23 protein-coding genes and 4 tRNA genes are annotated in these 22,163 nt (G+C 57.7%); 17 read left to right on the top strand and 10 right to left on the bottom strand.

Features of this window, described 5'->3' with window-relative positions:
• Positions 1-33: 33 nt before the first annotated feature.
• On the bottom strand, positions 34-1,359 hold the full coding sequence (yegQ, locus tag LOY28_RS19685) for a tRNA 5-hydroxyuridine modification protein YegQ (protein ID WP_258612396.1): 1,326 nt from the start codon (positions 1,357-1,359) through the stop codon (positions 34-36).
• A 175-nt stretch (positions 1,360-1,534) separates the two neighbouring features.
• On the opposite strand from yegQ, the gene LOY28_RS19680 reads away from it, so the two are divergent.
• Complete coding sequence (locus LOY28_RS19680; protein ID WP_258612395.1) at positions 1,535-2,596, top strand: AI-2E family transporter; 1,062 nt, start codon at positions 1,535-1,537, stop codon at positions 2,594-2,596.
• On the opposite strand, the gene LOY28_RS19675 is transcribed toward LOY28_RS19680, so the two are convergent.
• The 3 genes from LOY28_RS19675 to LOY28_RS19665 form a co-directional block, all read right to left on the bottom strand.
• Positions 2,593-2,775 carry a hypothetical protein gene (locus LOY28_RS19675; protein ID WP_018925406.1) on the bottom strand — a complete coding sequence of 61 codons (183 nt, stop codon included), beginning with the start codon at positions 2,773-2,775 and terminating at the stop codon, positions 2,593-2,595. The two genes, LOY28_RS19680 and LOY28_RS19675, sit on opposite strands and share 4 nt — an antisense overlap.
• Before the next feature lie 101 nt (positions 2,776-2,876).
• Positions 2,877-3,071 carry a hypothetical protein gene (locus tag LOY28_RS19670; RefSeq protein WP_258612394.1) on the bottom strand — a complete coding sequence of 65 codons (195 nt, stop codon included), beginning with the start codon at positions 3,069-3,071 and terminating at the stop codon, positions 2,877-2,879.
• A gap of 192 nt (positions 3,072-3,263) precedes the next feature.
• Positions 3,264-3,632: a hypothetical protein gene (locus LOY28_RS19665; protein WP_018925408.1), complete on the bottom strand. Its 369-nt coding sequence runs from the start codon at positions 3,630-3,632 to the stop codon at positions 3,264-3,266.
• A gap of 238 nt (positions 3,633-3,870) precedes the next feature.
• Between LOY28_RS19665 and LOY28_RS19660 the strand changes: the two genes are divergently transcribed.
• Positions 3,871-4,689 (top strand): shikimate 5-dehydrogenase, encoded by an 819-nt coding sequence (locus LOY28_RS19660; RefSeq protein ID WP_018925409.1) that lies wholly within the window; start codon positions 3,871-3,873, stop codon positions 4,687-4,689.
• Positions 4,690-4,852: 163 nt separating this feature from the next.
• Here the strand turns inward: LOY28_RS19660 and LOY28_RS19655 are convergent, their stop codons facing one another.
• Complete coding sequence (locus LOY28_RS19655; RefSeq protein ID WP_018925410.1) at positions 4,853-5,500, bottom strand: YceH family protein; 648 nt, start codon at positions 5,498-5,500, stop codon at positions 4,853-4,855.
• 127 nt (positions 5,501-5,627) lie between these two features.
• Between LOY28_RS19655 and LOY28_RS19650 the strand changes: the two genes are divergently transcribed.
• Positions 5,628-6,137 carry a DUF1993 family protein gene (locus tag LOY28_RS19650; protein WP_019579999.1) on the top strand — a complete coding sequence of 170 codons (510 nt, stop codon included), beginning with the start codon at positions 5,628-5,630 and terminating at the stop codon, positions 6,135-6,137.
• Between the two features lie 69 nt (positions 6,138-6,206).
• Here the strand turns inward: LOY28_RS19650 and sstT are convergent, their stop codons facing one another.
• Positions 6,207-7,439 carry a serine/threonine transporter SstT gene (gene sstT / locus LOY28_RS19645; RefSeq protein WP_064618915.1) on the bottom strand — a complete coding sequence of 411 codons (1,233 nt, stop codon included), beginning with the start codon at positions 7,437-7,439 and terminating at the stop codon, positions 6,207-6,209.
• Positions 7,440-7,773: 334 nt separating this feature from the next.
• Between sstT and LOY28_RS19640 the strand changes: the two genes are divergently transcribed.
• Positions 7,774-8,928, top strand: coding sequence for an MFS transporter (locus tag LOY28_RS19640; protein WP_138867944.1), 1,155 nt, complete (start codon positions 7,774-7,776; stop codon positions 8,926-8,928).
• A 4-nt stretch (positions 8,929-8,932) separates the two neighbouring features.
• Here the strand turns inward: LOY28_RS19640 and nhaR are convergent, their stop codons facing one another.
• Positions 8,933-9,832, bottom strand: a complete 900-nt coding sequence (gene nhaR, locus LOY28_RS19635; protein WP_018925414.1) for a transcriptional activator NhaR — start codon at positions 9,830-9,832, stop codon at positions 8,933-8,935.
• A gap of 155 nt (positions 9,833-9,987) precedes the next feature.
• On the opposite strand from nhaR, the gene LOY28_RS19630 reads away from it, so the two are divergent.
• Positions 9,988-10,230, top strand: a complete 243-nt coding sequence (locus tag LOY28_RS19630) for a hypothetical protein (protein ID WP_007940414.1) — start codon at positions 9,988-9,990, stop codon at positions 10,228-10,230.
• A 28-nt stretch (positions 10,231-10,258) separates the two neighbouring features.
• Positions 10,259-11,008: a TerC family protein gene (locus tag LOY28_RS19625; RefSeq protein WP_258612393.1), complete on the top strand. Its 750-nt coding sequence runs from the start codon at positions 10,259-10,261 to the stop codon at positions 11,006-11,008.
• Between the two features lie 80 nt (positions 11,009-11,088).
• Here LOY28_RS19625 and LOY28_RS19620 read toward each other — a convergent pair whose 3' ends face one another.
• Complete coding sequence (locus tag LOY28_RS19620) at positions 11,089-11,259, bottom strand: hypothetical protein (protein ID WP_019020874.1); 171 nt, start codon at positions 11,257-11,259, stop codon at positions 11,089-11,091.
• Positions 11,260-11,430: 171 nt separating this feature from the next.
• On the opposite strand from LOY28_RS19620, the gene LOY28_RS19615 reads away from it, so the two are divergent.
• From LOY28_RS19615 to LOY28_RS19605, 3 genes are all read left to right on the top strand, one after another.
• Positions 11,431-12,159 (top strand): hypothetical protein, encoded by a 729-nt coding sequence (locus tag LOY28_RS19615; RefSeq protein WP_018925417.1) that lies wholly within the window; start codon positions 11,431-11,433, stop codon positions 12,157-12,159.
• A 93-nt stretch (positions 12,160-12,252) separates the two neighbouring features.
• A complete protein-coding gene (locus tag LOY28_RS19610; protein ID WP_019580004.1) occupies positions 12,253-12,468 on the top strand; it encodes a DUF6021 family protein in 216 nt (71 codons plus the stop codon).
• 12 nt (positions 12,469-12,480) lie between these two features.
• Positions 12,481-12,705, top strand: coding sequence for a hypothetical protein (locus LOY28_RS19605; RefSeq protein ID WP_019580005.1), 225 nt, complete (start codon positions 12,481-12,483; stop codon positions 12,703-12,705).
• Between the two features lie 58 nt (positions 12,706-12,763).
• Here the strand turns inward: LOY28_RS19605 and pbpG are convergent, their stop codons facing one another.
• Complete coding sequence (gene pbpG, locus LOY28_RS19600; protein WP_018925420.1) at positions 12,764-13,702, bottom strand: D-alanyl-D-alanine endopeptidase; 939 nt, start codon at positions 13,700-13,702, stop codon at positions 12,764-12,766.
• Positions 13,703-13,963: 261 nt separating this feature from the next.
• The gene (gene folD / locus LOY28_RS19595; RefSeq protein WP_018925421.1) at positions 13,964-14,818 is read right to left on the bottom strand and encodes a bifunctional methylenetetrahydrofolate dehydrogenase/methenyltetrahydrofolate cyclohydrolase FolD; all 855 of its coding nucleotides are present in this window, start codon (positions 14,816-14,818) and stop codon (positions 13,964-13,966) included.
• Positions 14,819-15,093: 275 nt separating this feature from the next.
• On the opposite strand from folD, the gene LOY28_RS19590 reads away from it, so the two are divergent.
• From LOY28_RS19590 to lon, 8 genes are all read left to right on the top strand, one after another.
• A tRNA-Arg gene (locus LOY28_RS19590) sits at positions 15,094-15,170 on the top strand.
• Positions 15,171-15,202: 32 nt separating this feature from the next.
• A tRNA-His gene (locus tag LOY28_RS19585) sits at positions 15,203-15,278 on the top strand.
• Positions 15,279-15,335: 57 nt separating this feature from the next.
• Positions 15,336-15,420: transfer RNA gene (locus LOY28_RS19580), tRNA-Leu, on the top strand.
• A gap of 78 nt (positions 15,421-15,498) precedes the next feature.
• A tRNA-His gene (locus LOY28_RS19575) sits at positions 15,499-15,574 on the top strand.
• A 400-nt stretch (positions 15,575-15,974) separates the two neighbouring features.
• Positions 15,975-17,285 carry a trigger factor gene (tig, locus tag LOY28_RS19570; protein ID WP_258612392.1) on the top strand — a complete coding sequence of 437 codons (1,311 nt, stop codon included), beginning with the start codon at positions 15,975-15,977 and terminating at the stop codon, positions 17,283-17,285.
• 93 nt (positions 17,286-17,378) lie between these two features.
• Positions 17,379-18,017, top strand: a complete 639-nt coding sequence (gene clpP / locus LOY28_RS19565) for an ATP-dependent Clp endopeptidase proteolytic subunit ClpP (RefSeq protein WP_018925423.1) — start codon at positions 17,379-17,381, stop codon at positions 18,015-18,017.
• 106 nt (positions 18,018-18,123) lie between these two features.
• On the top strand, positions 18,124-19,407 hold the full coding sequence (gene clpX / locus LOY28_RS19560; protein WP_018925424.1) for an ATP-dependent Clp protease ATP-binding subunit ClpX: 1,284 nt from the start codon (positions 18,124-18,126) through the stop codon (positions 19,405-19,407).
• 232 nt (positions 19,408-19,639) lie between these two features.
• Positions 19,640-22,036 carry an endopeptidase La gene (gene lon, locus LOY28_RS19555; RefSeq protein WP_007940400.1) on the top strand — a complete coding sequence of 799 codons (2,397 nt, stop codon included), beginning with the start codon at positions 19,640-19,642 and terminating at the stop codon, positions 22,034-22,036.
• The last annotated feature ends 127 nt before the right edge of the window (positions 22,037-22,163 follow it).

Genomic DNA, 22,163 nt, shown 5'->3' with positions numbered 1-22,163 from the left:
CGCGTCATCGTTCTTCGCGGGCAAGCCTCGCTCCTACAGGGGCGCTATATCGCGCATCAGCAATCCATAACGCAAATCCACCGCATCCGGAATCGGCAAATACACCGTGTGCCCATCCCCAGGCGCCACTTCAATCACCTCGCCCCTGAGGTTCTGCAGTTGATGCAGGTCGAAGTGGAAGTTGCCCTTGGGCGTCATCAGTTCCATGTGATCGCCCAGGCCAAAACGATTCTTCACCCGTACCTCGGCCAGCCGGTCGCGGCGTTCACCGGTCAACTCCCCAACGAACTGTTGGCGCTCTGAAACCGAGCTGCCGTTCTGGTAGTTCTGGTATTCGTCATGCACGTGCCGGCGCAGAAAACCTTCGGTGTAGCCGCGCTGAGCGAGGGACTCCAGATCAGTCATCAAGCTGCGATCGAACACTCGGCCAGCCACCGCATCATCAATCGCGCGGCGGTAAACCTGGGTGGTGCGCGCGCAATAGAAATGCGATTTGGTCCGGCCTTCGATTTTCAGTGAGTGCACGCCCATCTGTGTCAGGCGTTCGACGTGCTGGACGGCGCGCAGGTCCTTGGCGTTCATGATGTACGTGCCGTGTTCATCCTCGAATGCCGGCATCAGTTCGCCGGGGCGATTGGCCTCTTGCAACAGGAACATCTGATTGGTCGGCGTGCCGAGGCCCAGGGTCGGTTCGGGTGAGTGGTGCTGGACGATTTCACCCAGTTGATTTTCGCTGGCCGGTGTCGCCGAGTATTTCCAGCGACAGGCATTGGTGCAGCTGCCCTGATTGGCGTCACGCTTGTTCATGTAGCCCGACAACAGGCAGCGCCCGGAATAGGCCATGCACAACGCGCCGTGTACGAACACTTCCAGCTCCATCGCCGGGACGTGCTGGCGGATTTCGGCGATTTCTTCCAGCGACAGTTCGCGGGACAGGATGATCCGGCTCAAGCCCTGTTGCTGCCAGAACTCGACGCTGGCCCAGTTCACTGTGTTGGCTTGCACCGACAGGTGGATCGGCATTTGCGGGAAGTGCCGGCGCACCAGCATGATCAGGCCGGGATCGGACATGATCAGCGCGTCCGGCGCCATGCCGATCACCGGTTCCAGATCCTTGAGGAACGTTTTCAGCTTGGCGTTGTGCGGGGCGATATTGACCACCACATAAAAGCGCTTGCCCTGAGCCTGGGCCTCGCTGATGCCGAGCGCGAGATTGGCGTGATCGAATTCGTTGTTGCGCACCCGCAGACTGTAGCGCGGTTGGCCGGCGTATACCGCATCGGCGCCGTAGGCGAAGGCATAACGCATGTTTTTCAGGGTGCCGGCAGGGGCGAGCAGTTCCGGGGGGATGAGTGGCATGGCGCAAGTCATGGCAGTGTCGATCGCAAAAGCCGGCAAGGGTAAGCGGCCTGCACGCGGGGTTTATTGATCTGGATCTATGCTTGACCAACAAACAGATGGCACTCGCGCCAACCGTGGCGGACTAAACATAAGGACGCGAATTTTCGCCTCTGCGCATTGGCATGGACCGGACATGAACGAAACGAAGCTCCAGAACACTTCGCTGATGGTCTTGCTGGCTGTGGTGACCGTTGCCTTCGTCTGGATTCTGCTGCCGTTCTACGGTGCGGTGTTCTGGGCGGCCATCCTCGGCATTCTGTTTGCGCCCTTGCAGCATCAGTTGCAGCTGAGATTCGGTTGGTCACGCAACCTGACGGCCCTGTGCACCTTGAGTCTATGTGTGCTGATTGCGATCCTGCCGGTAATCATCATCAGTACCTTGCTGGTTCAGGAGGGTGCGGCGCTTTATGGCCGAATCGAAAGCGGCGAACTGGACATTGCCGGGCATGTGTCGCAGTTCAAACACAGCTTACCGCCGTACTTTCAGCACTTGCTCGATCGTTTCGGCATGGGTGAACTGAGTGGGCTTCGCGAGAAAATCATCAAGAGCATGATGCAAGGCAGTCAGTTTCTGGCGTCCCAGGCGTTCAGTTTTGGCCAGGGGACGTTCGATTTCGTGGTGGGTTTTTTCATCATGCTGTATCTGCTGTTTTTCTTTCTGCGGGACGGGTCTGAACTGGCGCGCAAAGTGCGCGCGGCGATACCGCTGGAAGATAACCAGAAGCGTCGCTTGCAACTCAAATTCAATCGGGTGGTGCGGGCCACGGTGAAGGGCAGTTTGCTGGTGTCGATCACGCAAGGGGCGTTGGGCGGGTTGATTTTCTGGTTTCTGGATATCCCGAGCGTGCTGCTCTGGGCGGTGTTGATGGCATTCCTGTCGCTGTTGCCGGCGGTGGGGGCGGGTATCGTCTGGGTGCCGGTGGCGGCGTATTTCCTGCTCAGCGGTGCGATCTGGCAGGGCGCGGTGCTCGCGTTGTTCGGGGTGTTCGTGATCGGGTTGGTGGACAATATCCTGCGACCGATTCTGGTGGGCAAGGACACCAAAATGCCTGACTACCTGATTCTCATCTCGACCCTGGGCGGCCTGGCGATTTTCGGCCTGAACGGTTTTGTCATCGGCCCGTTGATTGCCGCGTTGTTTATGTCGAGCTGGGCGATTTTCGTCGATACCAAACAGCGGGTTCAGCTGCCTTAAGCGTTGAGCTGGCCTGAGCCGATACGTTGCGACAGGGCTTGGGCGTCGGGAAGCGAAGTGAGCGGGCCGCTGATCGGTTCGCCGTCCTGTACGAGATACCAGCAGGCAAGCAATCCCAGTGCTCTGAGCGGTGCGGGAACGGCGCTGCCGATAACGGACATAATCTGAACCTGAGCCATAAGTACCTCCATCAATCTGTGGGGTTACCTTACGGATCGGACGCTTGAGTGGAAAATCAACGCTTTCGATAGTCGTCATTGATGCCAGTGAGTGTTGGCGATCAGTCCACGACTTGATCGAGCATATGCACGACTTCCTGTTCATTGAGCAGGCCTTTGCGCACCAGGTTTTCCGCCAGCAGCGAGAGAAACTTGGCGCTGCGATGGCCTTCCAGGTGCTTGAGCTCGGTCAGTGCGTTGTACGCCTTGCTGGATGTGCACAAGCCGACAATGCGGTGCGGGTTTTGTGTGGGCATGAGGTCGTCCTTGTTTTTATCAACCTGTTGTTTATGGACAGATCAAGCTTGCGGGCCTGTCATGACATAAATATGACCGACTTTACCTGCCGGTACTGTCCCGACAGCGACCTTGACGAGATTTATTCAGACTCCGTTCGCCTTGCGGCCACAAAAAAGGCCCCGCTGTTGAGGCGGGGCCTGATGAGTCTGTTACCAGCGGTCGTCACGGTAATAACCATGGGGATGGCCATAGTAGCCGCGCGGTGGGCCATAGTAGCCGCGTGGTGGACCGTAATAAATCGGTGCCGGGCGGTAGTACATCGGTTGTTGGACATAGACCGGCGCCGGTTGGTAGTAAACGGGCGGTGGCTGTACGTAAACCGGTTGAGGCTGAGCGTAAACCGGTTGCTCTACATACACCGGCCGGTCGCGGCCGATAATTGCCGAGCCGATGATTGCCGAGCCGACGATCGCACCAAACACAGCCGGACCTTCCCAGCCACGACCACCTGCTTCTGCCTGCCCTGCGATAGCGAGAGCACCGATCAGCAAGGCTACTGTGGGGATTTTACGGATCATGATAAGTCCTCGGTTCTTCGACCCGGCGCTTGGGTCTGCAATAGACACAAGTTGTCGCGGGGATACTTCTAAGACAGCAATTTTTTGAAAATCAGCACAGCCGTTGGGTAAATTTTGTGTAAGGTCTGTACCGGTTTCTTTACGGTGCTGTCTGGTACAGACATACCCTTATGATCGACCACAATCCGGTGGAATTGTTAATTCCGTCCATCTGAAAGTGCTACTGAAGGAGATTCGGATGCAGATGAACCCCAACAAAGACACCCAGTTGTGCATGTCACTCTCGGGCCGTCCCGGCAATTTCGGCCTGCGGTTTCACAATCATCTGTACGAACAACTGGGGCTGAATTTTTACTACAAAGCCTTCAGCAGCCAGGACCTGACGGGGGCTGTCAGCGGCATTCGTGCGTTGGGTATTCGCGGTTGCGGCGTGTCGATGCCGTTCAAGGAGGCCTGCATCGCGCTGGTCGATGAGCTGGATGCATCGGCCGAGGCTATTCAATCGATCAACACTATCGTCAACACCAACGGCCACCTCAAGGCCTACAACACTGATTACATCGCCGTCGCCCAGTTGCTCGAAACCCACCAGGTGCCCAAGGATTCGACCTTTGCCCTGCGCGGCAGCGGCGGCATGGCCAAGGCCGTGGCCAGTGCCTTGCGCGATGGCGGCTACAAAAACGGCTTGATCGTGGCCCGTAACGAACGCGCCGGGCGTGCCCTGGCCGAATCGCTGGGTTACCAATGGCAGGCGGAACTGGGTGCTCAACGCCCGCAGATGCTGATCAACGTCACGCCGATCGGCATGACCGGTGGCCCGGAAGCCGATCAACTGGCGTTTCCCCCTGAAGCCATCGCTGCCGCTGAAACGGTCTTCGATGTGGTGGCGATTCCCTCGGAAACACCGCTGATCGTGCGTGCTCGTGCCGAAGGCAAACGGGTGATCACCGGGCTGGAAGTGATTGCCATCCAGGCGCTGGAGCAGTTCGTGTTGTACACCGGCGTGCGTCCGACCGATGAGCAGTTTCAGAAAGCCGTGGCGTTTGCCCGGAGCTGAATTCCGATTATCGGTTGGACCTGTGGCGAGGGAGCTTGCTCCCGTTGGGTCGCGAAGCGGCCCCAAAGCAGTCAGCACACCGAGTTTGCCGGCCTTTCGACTGCTTCGCAGCCGAACGGGAGCAAGCTCCCTCGCCACAGGGAAGTCGGTACATCGGGAAGGGTTATTCGAGGCGCGCCAGGCGTTCTTCCAGTGCCGCGATTCGCGCTTCAAGCTCTTCGATTCGCTCAACCGACACACCGCCACCGGTGCCACGTTCCACCGGATTCTGTCGGGCCGCGAGGATCGCTTCGATATCCGCCGGATCACCCAGCGCATGCATGTAACGATCTTCGCGCTGACCGGCCTGGCGCGGGATCAACAGCGCCAGGCCTCGGGCGATCAAGCGCTCCAGTTGATGCACCACTTGTTCGGCATCTTCGAAGTCATGCATGCGGCCGCTGCGGGTCAGCAGTTCGTTGACCGTCTGCGGACCGCGCAGGAACAACAGCCCCGTCAGAATCACCTGGGCCGGCACCAGTTCCAGCGCCTTGTCGACCCGATGTTCCCAGCGGTCGGCACGGCTGCCCATCACCAGCCGGGTGAAGCCGCGACCTTCAAGGGCGCGCAGGCTCTGGCCAACCTGGCCCTGGCTGAGGTTCATCACCGGTTCGCGGCTGGTTTTCTGGTTGCAGGCAATCACCAGGGCATTGAGGGTCAGCGGATAGGTTTCCGGGCTGGTGGCCTGTTTTTCGATCAACGAGCCCAAAATGCGGATTTCCGTGCTGTTGAGCCGCGGTTCGTCGAAGGTCGTCTCTTGTTCAGTGCTCATCGCGCTTTTCCCTAGGCAGTCGAGCCGCCTAGCCTAATCCTTGCTGGATAAAAGACAAGTCGCAGGGCGCGCCGGCATGGCTATAATCGCTCCACGTTTTTTACTCCCGTCACCACACGAGACTGCCATGACTATTTCCCTGTACGCCGCATCCGTTCCGGTTTTCCAGCAAATGCTCAACGCCCTGAGCAACAACCTGAGCAAGGCCGAAGCCCACGCTACCGCGAAAAACATCGACCCGAACGCATTCCTGCAGGCCCGTCTGTACCCGGACATGTTCCCGCTGGTGCGTCAGGTGCAGATCGCCGTTGATTTCGCCAAGGGTGTTTCGGCGCGTCTGGCTGAAATCGAACTGCCGAAATACGACGATACCGAAACCACCTTCGCCGAACTGCAAGCGTTGATCGCCAAGGTTCTGGCCTTCATCGGCGAGATCAAACCCGAGCAAATCAACGGCAAGGAAGGCATCGAAATCGTGACCCGTCCTGGCACCCCTAAAGAGAAGCGCTTCACTGGCCAGGCTTACCTGCTGAGCTACGGTCTGCCGCAGTTCTTCTTCCACGTCACCACCGCCTACGCGCTGCTGCGTCACAACGGTGTGGAAGTGGGCAAGCGCGATTACATGGGCGCGTTCTAAACCACCCAGGTACAAAAAAGCCCGCCAAGGTGTAAGCCTTGGCGGGCTTTTTCGTTTTCGTCGGTGCGTTTACGCCAAACGCTGCGCCTTCAACTCTTCACCCTGGCAAGCCGCCGCGGTGAACAGCACGTCGGTGGAGGAGTTCAGCGCGGTTTCCGCCGAGTCCTGCAATACACCGATGATGAAGCCGACCGCCACCACTTGCATGGCGATTTCGCTCGGGATGCCGAACAGGCTGCACGCCAGCGGAATCAGCAACAACGAACCGCCCGCCACGCCCGAGGCGCCACAGGCACAAATTGCCGCGACGACGCTGAGCAGAATGGCCGTCGGAATATCCACGGCGATGCCCAGGGTGTGCACGGCGGCCAGGGTCAGCACAGTGATGGTGATCGCCGCGCCGGCCATGTTGATGGTCGCGCCGAGCGGGATCGATACCGAATAGGTGTCTTCATGCAGGCCCAGGCGTTTGCTCAATTCCAGGTTGACCGGAATGTTCGCCGCCGAGCTGCGGGTGAAGAAGGCGGTGATGCCGCTCTCGCGCAGGCAGGTGAGTACCAGCGGATACGGGTTGCGGCGCAGTTTCCAGAACACGATGACCGGGTTCATCACCAACGCGACGAACAGCATGCAGCCCAGCAGCACCGCCAGCAGGTGCATATAGCCGATCAATGCGCCGAAACCGGAAGTGGCGAGGGTCGAAGCCACCAGACCGAAGATCCCCAGCGGCGCAAAGCGAATCACCAGGCGCACGATCACGGTCACGCCATTGGACAGGTCGCCCAGCACTTCGCGCGTCGTCTCGCCAGCATGGCGGATCGCAATGCCCATGCCGATCGCCCACGCCAGAATGCCGATGAAGTTGGCGTTCATCAGTGCGCTGACCGGGTTATCGACCACGCTCAGCAACAGACTTTGCAGCACTTCGCTGATGCCGCCCGGCGCGGTGACCGCAACGTCCTGGGTCGACAGCACCAGGCTCGACGGAAACAGCGTACTGGCGATCACTGCAACCACGGCTGCGGCGAAGGTGCCCAGCAGATACAGAAACAGGATCGGCCGGATATGGGTTTCCTGGCCGTGCTTATGGTTGGCAATCGAGGCCATGACCAGCACGAACACCAGAATCGGCGCGACAGCCTTGAGCGCCGACACGAATACTTTGCCAATGAAGGCGGTGGACTTCGCCACCTCAGGCGCGAACAGGGCCAGGGCAATCCCGGCGATCAGGCCGATGATGATTTGCGTGACCAGGCTGCTGCGTTTCAGGCGTTGCAAAAGAGAAGGGGATGAAGCGGTCATAACGGTATCTCTGATTTTATTAGGGTGCAGGGTTCCTTGGCTCATGCAGCAAAAAGCCGGGCAGGCTACATGGAGGGAACCGAAGGGGTCGCCACATCAATGCCAATCAATGGCCGATGAGCAAGGTGTCAATCTCGCGGGTCGCGGACTTTATCACAGCGTAGCCGCGATCCTTCAGACCTGTGACGATCTGCCACCCGATTGTTCAACGCGATTTGCAGGTTCGTGCAACTTCGTTTGGAAACACTCTGTTAAGCTTCGCCATCCTCATTTTCTAGTTCTGCCAGTGGGCCTTCGGGCTGTCGCTGGTGTCGTCGTTTTCCTGGAGTTCTGCATGCTGTTGCCCATTCTTCTGTTGTCCGCCGCCGGTTTCACGGTGCTGACCACGGAATTCATCATCGTCGGCCTGTTGCCGGCAATCGCCCGTGACCTGGACGTCAGCATCCCTCAAGCGGGTTTGCTGGTGACCCTGTTTGCGTTCACCGTGGCCGCGTTCGGGCCGTTCCTGACAGCGTATTTCGCAAGGTTTGAACGGCGCAAACTGTTCATCAGCGTGTTGATCATGTTCGGCCTGGCCAACACGCTGGCGGCGTTTGCGCCGAACATTTGGGTGATGGCCATTGCCCGGTTGATTCCGGCGCTGGGGTTGCCGGTGTTCTGGGCGTTGGCCAGTGAAACCGCGGTGGACATCGTCGGGCCGGACTACGCCGGGCGGGCGATTGCCAAGATTGGTTTCGGCATCGTCTGCGCCACCGTATTCGGCATTCCGGTCGGCACGTTGATTTCCGATGCGTTCGGTTGGCGCAGTGCTTTCGGCATTCTGGCGGTGATTGCGTTTGCCAAGGCGCTGCTGCTGTTTATCTATTTGCCGAAAACCAGCCTGCACCAGCATCAGGTAAGTTTTCGTTCGCAATTCAAGATCTTGCGCAGCCCGCTGATGCTGGGTCATGTTCTGCTGTCGATCCTGGTGTTTAGCGGCATGTTCACCGCCTACACCTACCTGGCCGACATTCTTGAACGCCTCGCCGGTTTCAACGGCACCGTGGTCGGCTGGTGTCTGATGGGCTTCGGCGCGGTCGGGCTGATCGGCAACTCGCTGGGCGGTCGCGCGGTGGATCGTCACCCGCTGATCGCTTCTATGACGTTTTGCGCGTTCATGATTGCCGGCATGGTGACGCTGGTGCCGAACATTCACTCGCCGCTGGGGCTGGCGGCGGCGATGGGGATTTGGGGGGTGACCCAGGCGGCGTTGTTCCTGGTCAGTCATGTGCGGTTGATGAAGGCGGCACCTGAAGCGCCGGCCTTCGCGGCGTCGTTGAACATTGCCGGGGCCAACCTCGGGATCGGCCTGGGCGCCATGGTTGGCGGCCGGGTGATCGACAGTGTGGGCCTGGGCGGACTGGGTTTCGCCGCAGCCGGTTTTATCCTGGTTTCGATTCTCCTGGCCATGGCGCTGATGACCTTCAAACCTCGCGAAATCTGCGCCTGAGGCTTCACATCTCGGTGAACAGCTCGCGTCGGGCACCTTCGGTAATGGCGACAATGCCGGGGTGCTTGACCTTGCGTTCCACCGAAATGGCATAAAACGACTCGCGCACCGCGTCGGTCTGGCCGATCAACTCCACGCCGCATTGGCGTTTCACCTCGTCGGCAATCACGCTCGGGCCGATGAAAATCCCGCTACCGGATTGGCCGAAGGCCTGCATCAAAGCGCTGTCGTCGAACTCACCGACGATTCGCGGCTGAATCTGCTGTTCGGCAAACCAGCGTTGCAAGCGACTGCGCACCACGGTTTCCGGCCCGGGAATCAACAACGGGGCGCCGTGCAGGCTGCGGGGGAAATCCTGGCCGTATCGCGCCGTCAATTCAGCGGTGGCAAAGAAGCTGATACCGCATTCGCCGAGCTTCTGGCTGTAGCCCTTGATGTCCAGATGCGAGGGCATCGGGCTGTCGGAAATCACCAGGTCGAGGCGTTGAATCGCCAGGTCGGCGAGCAATCGTTCCAGTTTGTCTTCGCGGCAGGTGATGCGTAGCGGCTCGCTCAACTCCATGGTCGGCGCGATCAGGCGATAGACGATGGATTTGGGCACCACATCGGCGACGCCCACCCGAAACAGAATCTGTTGCTCATTGGGCTGCGCCCGCAGCATCAGCTCCAGCTCGCCCCCGAGTTGAAACATCTGCTCGGCGTAGGGCAGGGTCTGACGCCCGGCTTCGGTGAGTTCCAGCTGCCGCCCGACCCGGCGAAACAATTCAATGCCATAGGTTTGTTCGAGCAGGGAAATCTGCCCGCTGATGGTCTGTGGTGTCAGGTTCAACTGCTCGCAGGCGCGCACGATGCTGCCGGTCTTGGCCACCACCCAGAAATAATGCAGCTGTCGATAATTCAGCATTCATGTTCCCCGTAGCGTCTGTTTTGCTATGGATTCGTAAAAACCGAAGTATAACCGCTGAAAATACGAATTTTCCTGAAGTATTTGCCTCTTTAGACTGCCTCGCTATCGACGGATTGCCTTTCGGTTCTGTCTGTTCTATCGAGGAAAGCATCATGAAGCTTAAAACCACCGCGCTGCTGATCACCTCTTTACTGGTGTTGGCCGGTTGCGACCAGGCCGAGAAAAGTGCTCAGCAATTGATGGGCAAGGCCGCCGAAAGCGCCAAACAGGCGATCGACGATACCCACAAAGCCGCCGAACAAGCGTTGAGCGAGGCCACGAGTGGCCTGATCAGCAAGAAAGAACAACCGGCCAAAGAGACGGGCAAAACCGACTCTTCGTCCCAGGAAATCTAAACCGTCTACAACGAGTCAGGACTGACCCATGGAATACCTTTTAGAACTCGCTGCAAGCCCCACCGCCTGGGTCGCCCTGGCCACGTTGGTGGTGATGGAAATCGTGCTCGGCATCGATAACCTGATCTTCATCTCGATCCTCACCAATAAGCTGCCCGAGCAGCATCGCCAGAAGGCGCGGCGCATTGGTATCGGCATGGCGTTGATCCTGCGCCTGGCGCTGTTGAGTACCATCGCGTTCATCGTCCAGTTGACTGAACCGGTGATCGACATTCTCGGCCACGCGTTCTCCTGGAAGGACATGATCCTGATCGCCGGCGGCCTGTTCCTGTTGTGGAAGGCGACCACCGAGATTCATCACAGCATGGACCCGTCGCCGGAAGATGCGACGTCGGCCACCTCGACCGTGACCCTGGGCTTTGCCGCCGCCATCGGTCAGATCCTGATGCTCGACATGGTGTTCTCCATCGACAGCATCATTACCGCCGTCGGCATGACCGAGCATTTGCCGATCATGATCATTGCGGTGGTGGTGTCGGTCCTGGTGATGTTGCTGGCTGCTGACCCGTTGGCCAAGTTCATCAACGACAACCCGACGGTGGTGATGCTGGCGCTGGGCTTCTTGATCATGATCGGCATGACGCTGATCGCCGAAGGTTTCGGCGCCCACGTACCGAAAGGCTATGTCTACGCGGCCATGGCGTTCTCGGCGACGATCGAAGGCTTGAACATGCTGTCGCGGCGGGCCAAACAGAGGCGCGTTGCCGCAGAAGCTTAATCGCCGATAAACGAAACGGCCGCCTGAACTCGCGAGAGTCCAGGCGGCCGTTTTTTGTTTGTACGACTGAAAAGCGCCAGTCAGTGCGCGGTGATGGGGTGTGTAGCCGGTTTATCGGTTTTGGCCGCGGGCGCCGATTGAATCGGGTGGTGATGGTGCCGACGGGTAATGCGCAAAACGCCCCACAACATGGCGGCGGCCACTGCCAGCCAGCCGGAAATCAACATCACAATGGTCATTGTCAGGCTCATCAGTGCCTCCTCTTTGCCCTGCCGCGGGCGCACACTCTTCCTTGGTAAAGGACAGTCTAGCCGTTGCTGTGTTTCAGGCTATTGACCAAAGGTCGCCTGTCATCAACCCGTTCGCTCTATCAAATGCAAACAACTGCCGGTTAAGGCTATACCGCTGTCGCGCGGCATCCTATGATCGACGGCCAAGCCGGCTGCGTGATCGCCTGGCGTCTGAACAAGAGAGTGATGATGGTGCGGGTATTTTCTCGAATTCGATCTTTGGCACTGATCGTTGGCTGCGTTGCCGGCCTGGCTGGCTGCGCGGGGAGCGTAGCGCCTGAGATCAAGCGTCTGCCGGAGCGTGTCGAACTCAGCGGTACGTTCTACCGTGGGCAAAGTTATCAGAGCGGGCCTCAAGTGCTGGCCAGCCTGTTGTCCCAACAGGACATCGTGATAACTCCGGGGTTGCTCGAAAAGCCCCTGAATTTACCGGGCGCCGAAGACCGGTTGCAGCAGAACATGCAAAACCTCGCCCGCGAATACGGGATGGTGGTCTATCCCCTCGACAGCCAATTGCCGGCGCTGCTGACCCAGGTCGCAGCCGGTTATCCGGTGATGGTACGCATTACTGAAGGCTCGGCATTCTGGGCCGGGCCGCGATACGCCATTCTTGCCGGTTACAACCGTCAGAAGCAGACCGTGTTGCTGCGCACCGGGATGGATCGTCGGTTGCTGATGGGGTTCAGCGCCTTTGAGTCGGCGCTCGAGAATGCAGGCGGTTGGGCCGTTTTGATCCAGAAGCCGGACCAGATTCCGGCCAACGTCGATCAGCAGCGCTGGCTGAAAGCGGCGAACGATCTTGCCCAGTCAGGTCAGGAGCAGGCGGCAGCCAGGGCGAAGAAGGCGCTGACCGCGCAGTAGTTTCCGCTCGTCATCTGCAAGGCACGACTCAGCGTTTTTGGTCTCTTATATAAAGGGCCCGGATTCTCGCCGGGTCGTGACCAGGAGGCGCCCATGGCTCATCCCAATACCCCCGACGGCCCGCACTCGTCCGAGCATTCGTCCGATAATGAGTTGGGGTTTGACCCCGATTCTCCAGACGTTGCTGATCCTCAGGTCGACCCCATCGGACCTGCCAGGGCGCCCAGGGACATAAAGCCGGGTGAGGAGGGCAAGAAGAAGCCGGCCAAGCCTTACGACCCACTCGGTAATCTGAGACCCAAGTCTTAGTGAGAGGTGCATATGTCTACCGATTCGAGCTTCGATGACAAACATCCGGACTCTCCCGACAGTGTTCCAACAACCCTTGAGCCGGACGTGGATCCGGTGATGGACCCAGACAGCCCGTTAAGGGATCCCTTGGCCAGGCCGATGGTGGTGCCGACGAAGCATCCGCAGGGCTGGCGAGACCCGAGTGCCGGGGACGGCATTCCGGATGACGATCAGATGCCGTTGCCCAATGATTGACCGCCGGACAAAAAAAGCCCCGAATATTCGGGGCTTTTTATTTACGGATGTTTCGACCTTATTTTGAGGCTTCAATCACACCGCTCTGGCGATGCTTGAGGTTCTTGTCTGACTTGTATTGCAGGGCGACGGACGGCACGTTGGTGCTCTTGCCGGTTTCAACCCAGCTGCGAATACGGGTTGCATCGGCAAAGTGCGTGTACTTGCCGAAGGCATCGAGAATCACCAGCGCAACCGGACGGTTGCCCATGCTGGTCACCAGCACCAGGCAGTGACCGGCCTGGTTGGTAAACCCGGTTTTCGTCAGCTTGATGTCCCAGTTCGGCTTGTTGATCAAGTGGTCGGTATTGTGGAAACCCAGGCTGTAGTTGGGTTTACGGAATGTAACGGTTTTTTCCTTGGTCGTGCTCAGCTCGGTCAAGAGTGGGTACTTGTGCGCGGCGATCAGCAGTTTGCTCAGGTCGCGGGCGGTGGACACGTTGCGCGGGGAGAGACCCGTCGGTTCGACGAAGTGGGTACTGGTCATGCCCAGCGCCTTGGCTTTGGCGTTCATGGCGGCAATGAACGCGACGTAACCGCCCGGATAGTGATGCGCCAAGGTTGCGGCGGCACGGTTTTCCGATGACATCAGGGCGATCAGCAGCATCTCGCGGCGCGTCAATTCGCTTTGGAGTTTGACTCGGGAGAACACGCCTTTCATTTCCGGGGTGTCGCTGATGTTGACGGGAATATATTCGTCCATGTTCTGCCGCGCTTCTACGACCACCAGGCCGGTCATCAGTTTGCTGACGGAGGCGATGGGTACGACGACGTCAGGATTGCTGGCATAGATGACTTTGTTGGTTTGCAGATCCATCAGCAAAGCGCTGCCGGAAGCGATCTTCAGTTGTGCAGTGTCTCGTGGTGCCGCGGTGGTTTCACCGGCGTTGACCGTTGGCGTGATGAAAGTCCCTGTAACTGCAAAAACTAGGCTCAGGATGGAAAGACGGATTTTCACGCTGGCAGACTCATAAAGGGTGGATATGCCGTTCTGTAACGGGCTGTTTCTTAAAAACGACGCATTTTAGGAGTATGTGCCAGGAAAGCCATAGGCGCCTGCAAGACGGGGGGTAAAAGTGAAGAATATTTAATGCTGTAACTCTTTCTTTACTATTTGGCTTTGCAGTTGTCCGACCTCTGTGATCGAGCTGTTTGCTACAGGCAAAAAGAACCCCGCGATGGGCGGGGTTCTTTTGGGTGCAGCAGGGTGAGAGTTAACTCAGCTGTGCAGTGTTTCGGCGGCGTACAACGTGTTTTCCAGCAGGCAGGCGCGGGTCATCGGGCCGACGCCACCCGGTACCGGAGTGATCCAGCCGGCACGGGCCAGGGCGGATTCGTAAGTCACGTCGCCGACCAGTTTGCCGTCTGCCTGACGGTTGATGCCGACGTCGATCACGATCGCGCCTTCCTTGATCCACTCACCTTTGACCAGGCCCGGCTTGCCGGCGGCAACCACTACCAGGTCGGCGCGACCGACGTGGCCGGCCAGATCCTTGGTGAAGCGGTGGGTGACAGTCACGGTGCAACCGGCCAGCAGCAGTTCCATCGCCATCGGACGACCAACAATGTTGGAAGCCCCGACAATGACCGCGTCCATCCCGTAAAGATTGACGCCGGTGCTTTCCAGCAGCGTCATGATGCCTTTGGGCGTGCACGGGCGCAGCAGCGGAATGCGCTGGGCCAGGCGACCGACGTTATAAGGGTGGAAACCGTCGACGTCCTTGTCGGGACGAATGCGCTCCAGCAATTTGGAGGCGTCCAGGTGTTCAGGTAGAGGCAGCTGAAGCAGAACGCCGTCGATTGCCGGGTCGTCGTTCAGGCGATCGATCAGATCGGTCAGCGCTGCTTGAGTGGTGTCGGCAGGCAGGTCATAGGCTTGGGATAGGAAGCCGACCTCTTCACAGTCTTTACGCTTGTGCGAGACATAAACCTGAGAGGCAGGATCGCTGCCGACCAGGATCACCGCGAGGCCGGGTGTGCGCAGGCCTTGCTGGCGACGCTCGGCAACTCGTTTGGCGATCTGCTGGCGCAGGCTGGCGGCGATCGATTTGCCGTCGATTAGTTGTGCAGTCATTGCGCGTGATTAACCATCGAGAGGGGAAAAAAAGAGAGCGCATTCTCGCATGTCACGAGGTGAGGGCAAAGGCGCTTGGTCTGCAAATTCCCCTAACTCCTTTAATTAAATGAATTTTTTTCAAAAAGGATTTGACGACCTTCAGGGGGCTCTATACTATTCGTCGCACTTGTCGGGCACAGCCTAGCACTGGTTAAGAAGGTCGAGCGGAGTTACGGTTCCGCAAGACTGAAAAGCACTTAGTTTGTAGTCCTTCAAGGGTACAGATTAACAAGGCGCCCGTAGCTCAGCTGGATAGAGCATCCGCCTTCTAAGCGGATGGTCGCAGGTTCGAGTCCTGCCGGGTGCGCCATTAGGCAGCATTGGCACAAGTAGCGCGATATGGTGGGCGTAGCTCAGTTGGTAGAGCACGGGATTGTGACTCCCGTTGTCGTGGGTTCGATCCCCATCGTCCACCCCATATTTCGAAAGGCGCCAGATTAATAGTCTGGCGCCTTTGCTTTAACAGCTTCAACCCGCGGATGTGGTGGAATTGGTAGACACACTGGATTTAGGTTCCAGCGCCGCGAGGCGTAAGAGTTCGAGTCTCTTCATCCGCACCAAATAAAGCTTCACTCATGCCGATTGGCATGATTGAGGTTCAACAAAGAAGTTGTTTGGCTTCTTTGTCACGCAATATGGTGGGCGTAGCTCAGTTGGTAGAGCACGGGATTGTGACTCCCGTTGTCGTGGGTTCGATCCCCATCGTCCACCCCATATTCCGAAAGGCGCCAGATTTAACAGTCTGGCGCCTTTTTTGTTTCAGTGGTTTGAGTGTTGGTGGCTGCAGGTTGTGGGCCGCAGGGGCAGGTCGCTTCGTCGTATTTATGTTTCTCGATGATGCCTGATTTGCCCGCCGATCCCCTCGCGGGGTTGGCTGTCAGGGACGGATTGCCGATTCCTTCTATATATAGGAAGGTGGGTGCAGAGCCCTGGCTTGATTGGCTGTATTTGCTAACAGGGCGAGGCACAACCGTTTGTCCCCGCCTATAAATTGCCTGCTGTTTTTTTACCCGTTTTCAGTAGGGTGACTTCTTGAGTTTGACCCACTAGAATGCATGCCCTTGATTCTGGGGTCGGAAACGGCCGGCTAACGTCTGTGCAACGAGGAATATCCATGCAAGTTTCTGTTGAAAATACTTCTGCTCTTGAGCGCCGCATGAGCATCACCGTGCCGGCTGAGCGCATCGAGACTCAGGTCAACAAGCGTCTGCAGCAGACTGCCCAAAAGGCCAAGATCGCTGGCTTCCGTCCAGGCAAAGTGCCAATGAGCGTGATCCGTCAGCGTTTCGGGGCTGATGCACGTCAAGAAGCCGTGGGCGACGTGATCCAGTCTTCCTTCTACGAAGCTGTCGTCGAGCAGAAGCTGAATCCGGCTGGTTCGCCTTCGATCGAACCTAAAACCCTGGAAGCGGGCAAGGACCTGGAATACGTAGCCGTATTCGAAGTGTTCCCTGAGTTCACCGTTGCCGGTTTCGAAGGCATCACCGTCGAGCGCCTGAGCGCCGAAGTGGCTGACGCCGATCTGGACAAGATGCTGGAAGTCCTGCGCAAGCAGAACACCCGTTTTGAAGTGGCCGAACGCGCTGCCCAGAACGAAGACCAGCTGAACATCGATTTCGTCGGCAAGGTCGACGGTGAAGTGTTCGCAGGCGGTTCTGCCAAAGGTACTCAGCTGGTGCTGGGTTCCGGCCGCATGATCCCTGGTTTCGAAGACGGTCTGGTTGGCGCTAAAGCCGGCGAAGAGCGCGTTCTGAACCTGACCTTCCCAGAGGACTACCAGAACCTCGACCTGGCAGGCAAAACTGCTGAGTTCAGCGTGACCGTGAACACCGTTTCCGAGCCTAAACTGCCAGAGCTGACCGAAGAGTTCTTCGCTCAATTCGGCATCAAGGAAACCGGTCTGGAAGGCTTCCGCACCGAAGTTCGCAAGAACATGGAGCGCGAACTGCGTCAGGCGATCAAATCCAAGGTCAAGAATCAGGTGATGGATGGTCTGCTGGCCACCAACCCGATCGAAGTGCCTAAGGCTCTGCTGTCCAACGAAGTCGACCGTCTGCGCGTGCAGGCTGTTCAGCAGTTCGGTGGCAACATCAAGCCTGACCAACTGCCGGCCGAGCTGTTCGAAGAGCAAGCCAAGCGCCGCGTCGTGCTGGGTCTGATCGTGGCTGAAGTGGTCAAGCAATTCGACCTCAAGCCTGACGAAGCCCGCGTTCGCGAGACGATTCAGGAAATGGCTTCGGCCTACCAAGAGCCTGAGCAGGTTGTGTCCTGGTACTACAAGAACGACCAGCAACTGAACGAAGTCCGTTCGGTTGTGCTGGAAGAGCAAGTTGTGGATACTGTTCTGCAGAAAGCTAGCGTGACCGACAAATCGGTCTCTTACGAAGAAGCGGTCAAGCCGGTAGAAGCTCCACAAGCCGACTGATTGGTTTTGCGGTAAGAAGTACACACCATAAGCCAGCCTTCGTGCTGGCTTATGCGTATTCAAGACATAACTATTTGGGAGTGACTGCGAGACATGTCCCGCAATTCTTATTATCAGAGCTCTGACATCCAGGCCGCAGGCGGTCTGGTCCCGATGGTTATCGAGCAGTCTGCCCGTGGCGAACGTGCCTATGACATCTACTCGCGCCTGTTGAAGGAGCGAGTGATCTTCCTGGTAGGTCCGGTAGAAGACTACATGGCCAACCTGGTTGCGGCGCAACTGCTGTTCCTTGAAGCGGAAAACCCGGACAAGGACATCCATCTTTACATCAACTCACCAGGCGGTTCGGTGACTGCGGGCATGTCGATCTACGACACCATGCAGTTCATCAAGCCAGACGTTTCCACCACCTGCATCGGTCAGGCCTGCAGCATGGGTGCCTTCCTGCTTGCCGGTGGTGCTGCCGGCAAGCGTTTCTGCCTGCCGAACTCGCGCATGATGATTCACCAGCCGTTGGGCGGCTTCCAGGGTCAGGCGTCGGACATCGACATCCATGCCAAGGAAATCCTCCACATTCGTTCGCGTTTGAACCAGCTGTTGGCTCATCACACCGGTCAGAGCCTCGAAACCATCGAGCGCGATACCGAGCGCGACAACTTCATGAGCGCTGAGCGTGCGGCTGAATATGGCCTGATCGACTCTGTGATCGACAAGCGTAAAATGCCCGCCTAAGCAGCCCAAATGTAGGTGGTCGGGGTAACTGACCGCCTGCGGGCTTGAAAAAGCCTGCAATTGCCTTCATCTTGTGTTGCAAGCCTATCGGATTTGGATCGATCGAATGACTGACACCCGCAACGGCGAGGACAACGGCAAACTGCTCTATTGCTCCTTCTGTGGCAAAAGCCAGCATGAAGTGCGCAAATTGATTGCCGGCCCCTCGGTCTTTATCTGCGACGAGTGCGTCGACCTGTGCAATGACATCATCCGTGAGGAGGTGCAGGAAGCCCAGGCCGAAAGCAGCGCGCATAAATTGCCTTCGCCTAAAGAAATCAGCGGCATCCTTGATCAGTACGTGATTGGTCAGGAACGTGCGAAAAAGGTTCTGGCCGTAGCGGTGTATAACCACTACAAGCGTCTGAACCAGCGCGACAAAAAGAATGACGACGTCGAACTCGGCAAAAGCAACATCTTGCTGATCGGCCCGACAGGCTCGGGTAAAACCCTGCTTGCCGAAACTCTGGCCCGCTTGCTGAACGTTCCGTTCACCATCGCCGACGCAACCACCCTCACCGAGGCGGGTTATGTGGGCGAAGATGTCGAGAACATCATTCAGAAGCTGCTGCAGAAGTGCGATTACGACGTAGAAAAGGCCCAGATGGGCATTGTCTACATCGATGAGATCGACAAGATCTCGCGCAAGTCTGACAACCCGTCGATTACCCGGGACGTTTCCGGTGAAGGCGTGCAGCAGGCCCTGCTCAAGTTGATCGAAGGCACGGTCGCTTCCGTTCCACCTCAAGGTGGTCGCAAGCATCCGCAGCAGGAATTCCTTCAGGTCGACACCCGTAACATCCTGTTCATCTGCGGTGGTGCGTTCTCCGGTCTGGAAAAGGTTATTCAAAACCGTTCCACCCGTGGCGGCATCGGCTTCAACGCAGAAGTGCGCAGCAAGGAAGAAGGCAAGAAAGTCGGTGAATCCCTGCGTGAAGTCGAGCCTGACGATCTGGTCAAGTTCGGTCTGATCCCGGAATTCGTCGGGCGTCTGCCGGTACTTGCCACGCTGGACGAGCTTGATGAGGCTGCGCTGATGCAGATTCTCACCGAGCCGAAGAATGCCCTGACCAAGCAGTATGCCAAGCTGTTCGAGATGGAAGGCGTGGACCTGGAATTCCGGGCCGACGCGCTGAAATCGGTCGCCAAACGTGCCCTGGAACGCAAAACCGGTGCCCGTGGCCTGCGCTCGATTCTCGAAGGTGTATTGCTCGACACTATGTATGAAATCCCCTCGCAGTCCGAGGTGAGTAAAGTAGTGATCGACGAAAGCGTTATAGAAGGCAAGTCCAAGCCTCTGTATCTCTATGAGAACAGTGAGCCGACTGCCAAGGCGGCGCCAGACGCTTAAGCGTCACACTGCTGGAATAAAGAAGGGGCCTTCGGGCCCCTTTGCTATTGTGGGAGACGGGGCAGCTAACCTGAATTTCTGGATGCGCCGGGATAAATGCAGGCGCTACCGTAAGCTCTGATTTTTTAAGTGATTCTTTTATCCGCTTGTTTTTTTTGAAAACAGCCCCCATCTTGGTTTCAAGCTTACTTCCATCTGTTTACGGCCTTATGGCCGCCGTAGAGGCGAAATCATGAAGACGACCATCGAATTGCCTCTCCTGCCATTGCGTGATGTCGTGGTTTATCCGCACATGGTTATCCCGCTGTTCGTGGGGCGCGAGAAATCCATCGAAGCTCTCGAGGCAGCGATGACGGGCGACAAGCAGATCCTTCTGCTGGCTCAGCGGAATCCTGCTGACGACGATCCCGGTGAAGAAGCACTTTATCGCGTAGGCACCATTGCTACCGTTCTGCAGCTGCTCAAACTGCCTGACGGCACCGTCAAGGTTCTTGTCGAAGGCGAGCAGCGGGGCGCCGTGGAGCGCTTCAGCGAAGTCGACGGCCACTGCCGTGCCGAAGTCTCGTTGATCGACGAAACCGAAGCGCCAGAGCGCGAATCGGAAGTGTTTGTCCGCAGCCTGCTGGCTCAGTTCGAACAATATGTGCAGCTGGGTAAGAAAGTCCCCGCTGAAGTCCTGTCGTCGCTCAACAGCATCGACGAGCCGGGCCGCCTGGTCGACACCATGGCCGCGCACATGGCCCTGAAGATCGAGCAGAAGCAGGAAATCCTCGAAATCATCGATTTGTCGGCCCGGGTCGAGCACGTTCTGGCGTTGCTGGATGCCGAGATCGATCTGCTGCAAGTCGAAAAACGCATTCGCGGCCGCGTTAAGAAGCAAATGGAGCGCAGCCAGCGCGAGTACTACCTGAATGAGCAGATGAAGGCCATTCAGAAAGAGCTGGGTGACAGCGACGAAGGCCACAACGAAATCGAAGAGCTGAAAAAGCGCATCGATGCCGCCGGTCTGCCGAAAGATGCGTTGGCCAAGGCTCAGGCCGAACTGAACAAGCTGAAGCAAATGTCGCCAATGTCCGCGGAAGCGACCGTGGTGCGTTCGTACATCGACTGGCTGGTTCAAGTGCCATGGAAAGCCCAGAGCAAAGTGCGCCTGGACCTGGCCCGTGCCGAAGACATTCTCGACGCCGACCACTACGGTCTGGAAGAAGTCAAAGAGCGGATCCTCGAATACCTCGCCGTGCAGAAGCGCGTGAAGAAGATTCGCGGCCCGGTATTGTGCCTGGTCGGTCCTCCAGGGGTGGGTAAAACCTCTCTGGCGGAGTCGATTGCGCATGCAACCAACCGCAAATTCGTCCGCATGGCCCTCGGTGGCGTGCGCGATGAGGCGGAAATTCGTGGTCATCGCCGGACTTATATCGGTTCGATGCCAGGAAGATTGATTCAAAAGATGACAAAGGTGGGCGTCCGTAACCCGCTGTTCCTGCTCGATGAAATCGACAAAATGGGCAGCGACATGCGTGGCGATCCAGCGTCGGCGTTGCTGGAAGTGCTCGACCCCGAGCAAAACCACAACTTCAACGATCACTATCTGGAAGTCGACTACGACCTGTCCGATGTGATGTTCCTGTGCACCTCCAACTCGATGAATATTCCACCGGCGCTGCTGGACCGGATGGAAGTGATTCGTCTGCCGGGTTACACCGAAGACGAGAAGATCAACATCGCCGTCAAATACCTTTCGCCCAAGCAGATTGCTGCCAACGGCCTGAAGAAAGGCGAGCTGGAATTCGACGCCGAAGCGATTCGCGACATCATTCGCTACTACACCCGCGAAGCCGGTGTGCGTGGGCTGGAGCGCCAGATTGCCAAGGTTTGCCGCAAGGCGGTCAAAGAGCATGCGCTGGAAAAACGCTTCTCGGTGAAGGTGACAGCCGAGATGCTGGAACACTTCCTGGGCGTGCGTAAATTCCGTTACGGCCTGGCTGAACAGCAGGATCAGATCGGTCAGGTCACCGGCCTGGCGTGGACCCAGGTGGGCGGCGAATTGCTGACCATCGAAGCCGCAGTCGTGCCGGGTAAAGGCCAGCTGATCAAGACCGGTTCTCTGGGTGACGTGATGGTCGAATCGATCACCGCAGCCCTGACCGTTGTTCGCAGCCGTGCTAAGAGCCTGGGGATTCCCCTGGACTTCCACGAGAAGCGCGACACGCATATCCACATGCCTGAAGGGGCAACACCGAAAGACGGCCCTAGCGCCGGTGTAGGCATGTGCACGGCCCTGGTGTCGGCATTGACTGGCATTCCTGTAAGAGCGGACGTCGCCATGACCGGCGAAATCACCTTGCGTGGGCAGGTGCTGGCGATCGGTGGCTTGAAGGAAAAACTGCTGGCTGCTCACCGTGGCGGAATCAAGACGGTGATCATTCCTGAAGAGAACGTACGCGATCTGAAGGAAATTCCTGACAACATCAAGCAAGATCTACAGATTAAACCCGTTAAATGGATTGACGAGGTCCTGCAAATTGCGCTGCAATACGCGCCGGAACCCTTGCCGGATGTGGTTCCGGAGATCGTTGCAAAGGATGACAAACGCGAGTCTGACTCTAAGGAAAGAATTAGCACGCATTAGTACGCATTTGCCTGGGGGGCTTCCTTGACAGTTTTTTAGAGCCCTTGTTATAAAGCGGCTCTTAAGTGTCTGTAGGCCATTCAGCACTCGTTTTTTTTGCTTTCACCAAAAAACTTAGAATCAAACT

Origin of the sequence: Pseudomonas sp. B21-017 (assembly GCF_024749245.1) — a bacterium.
In the GTDB taxonomy this organism is placed as follows: Bacteria; Pseudomonadota; Gammaproteobacteria; order Pseudomonadales; family Pseudomonadaceae; genus Aquipseudomonas.
This window is presented reverse-complemented; position numbering and strand designations above follow the sequence as displayed.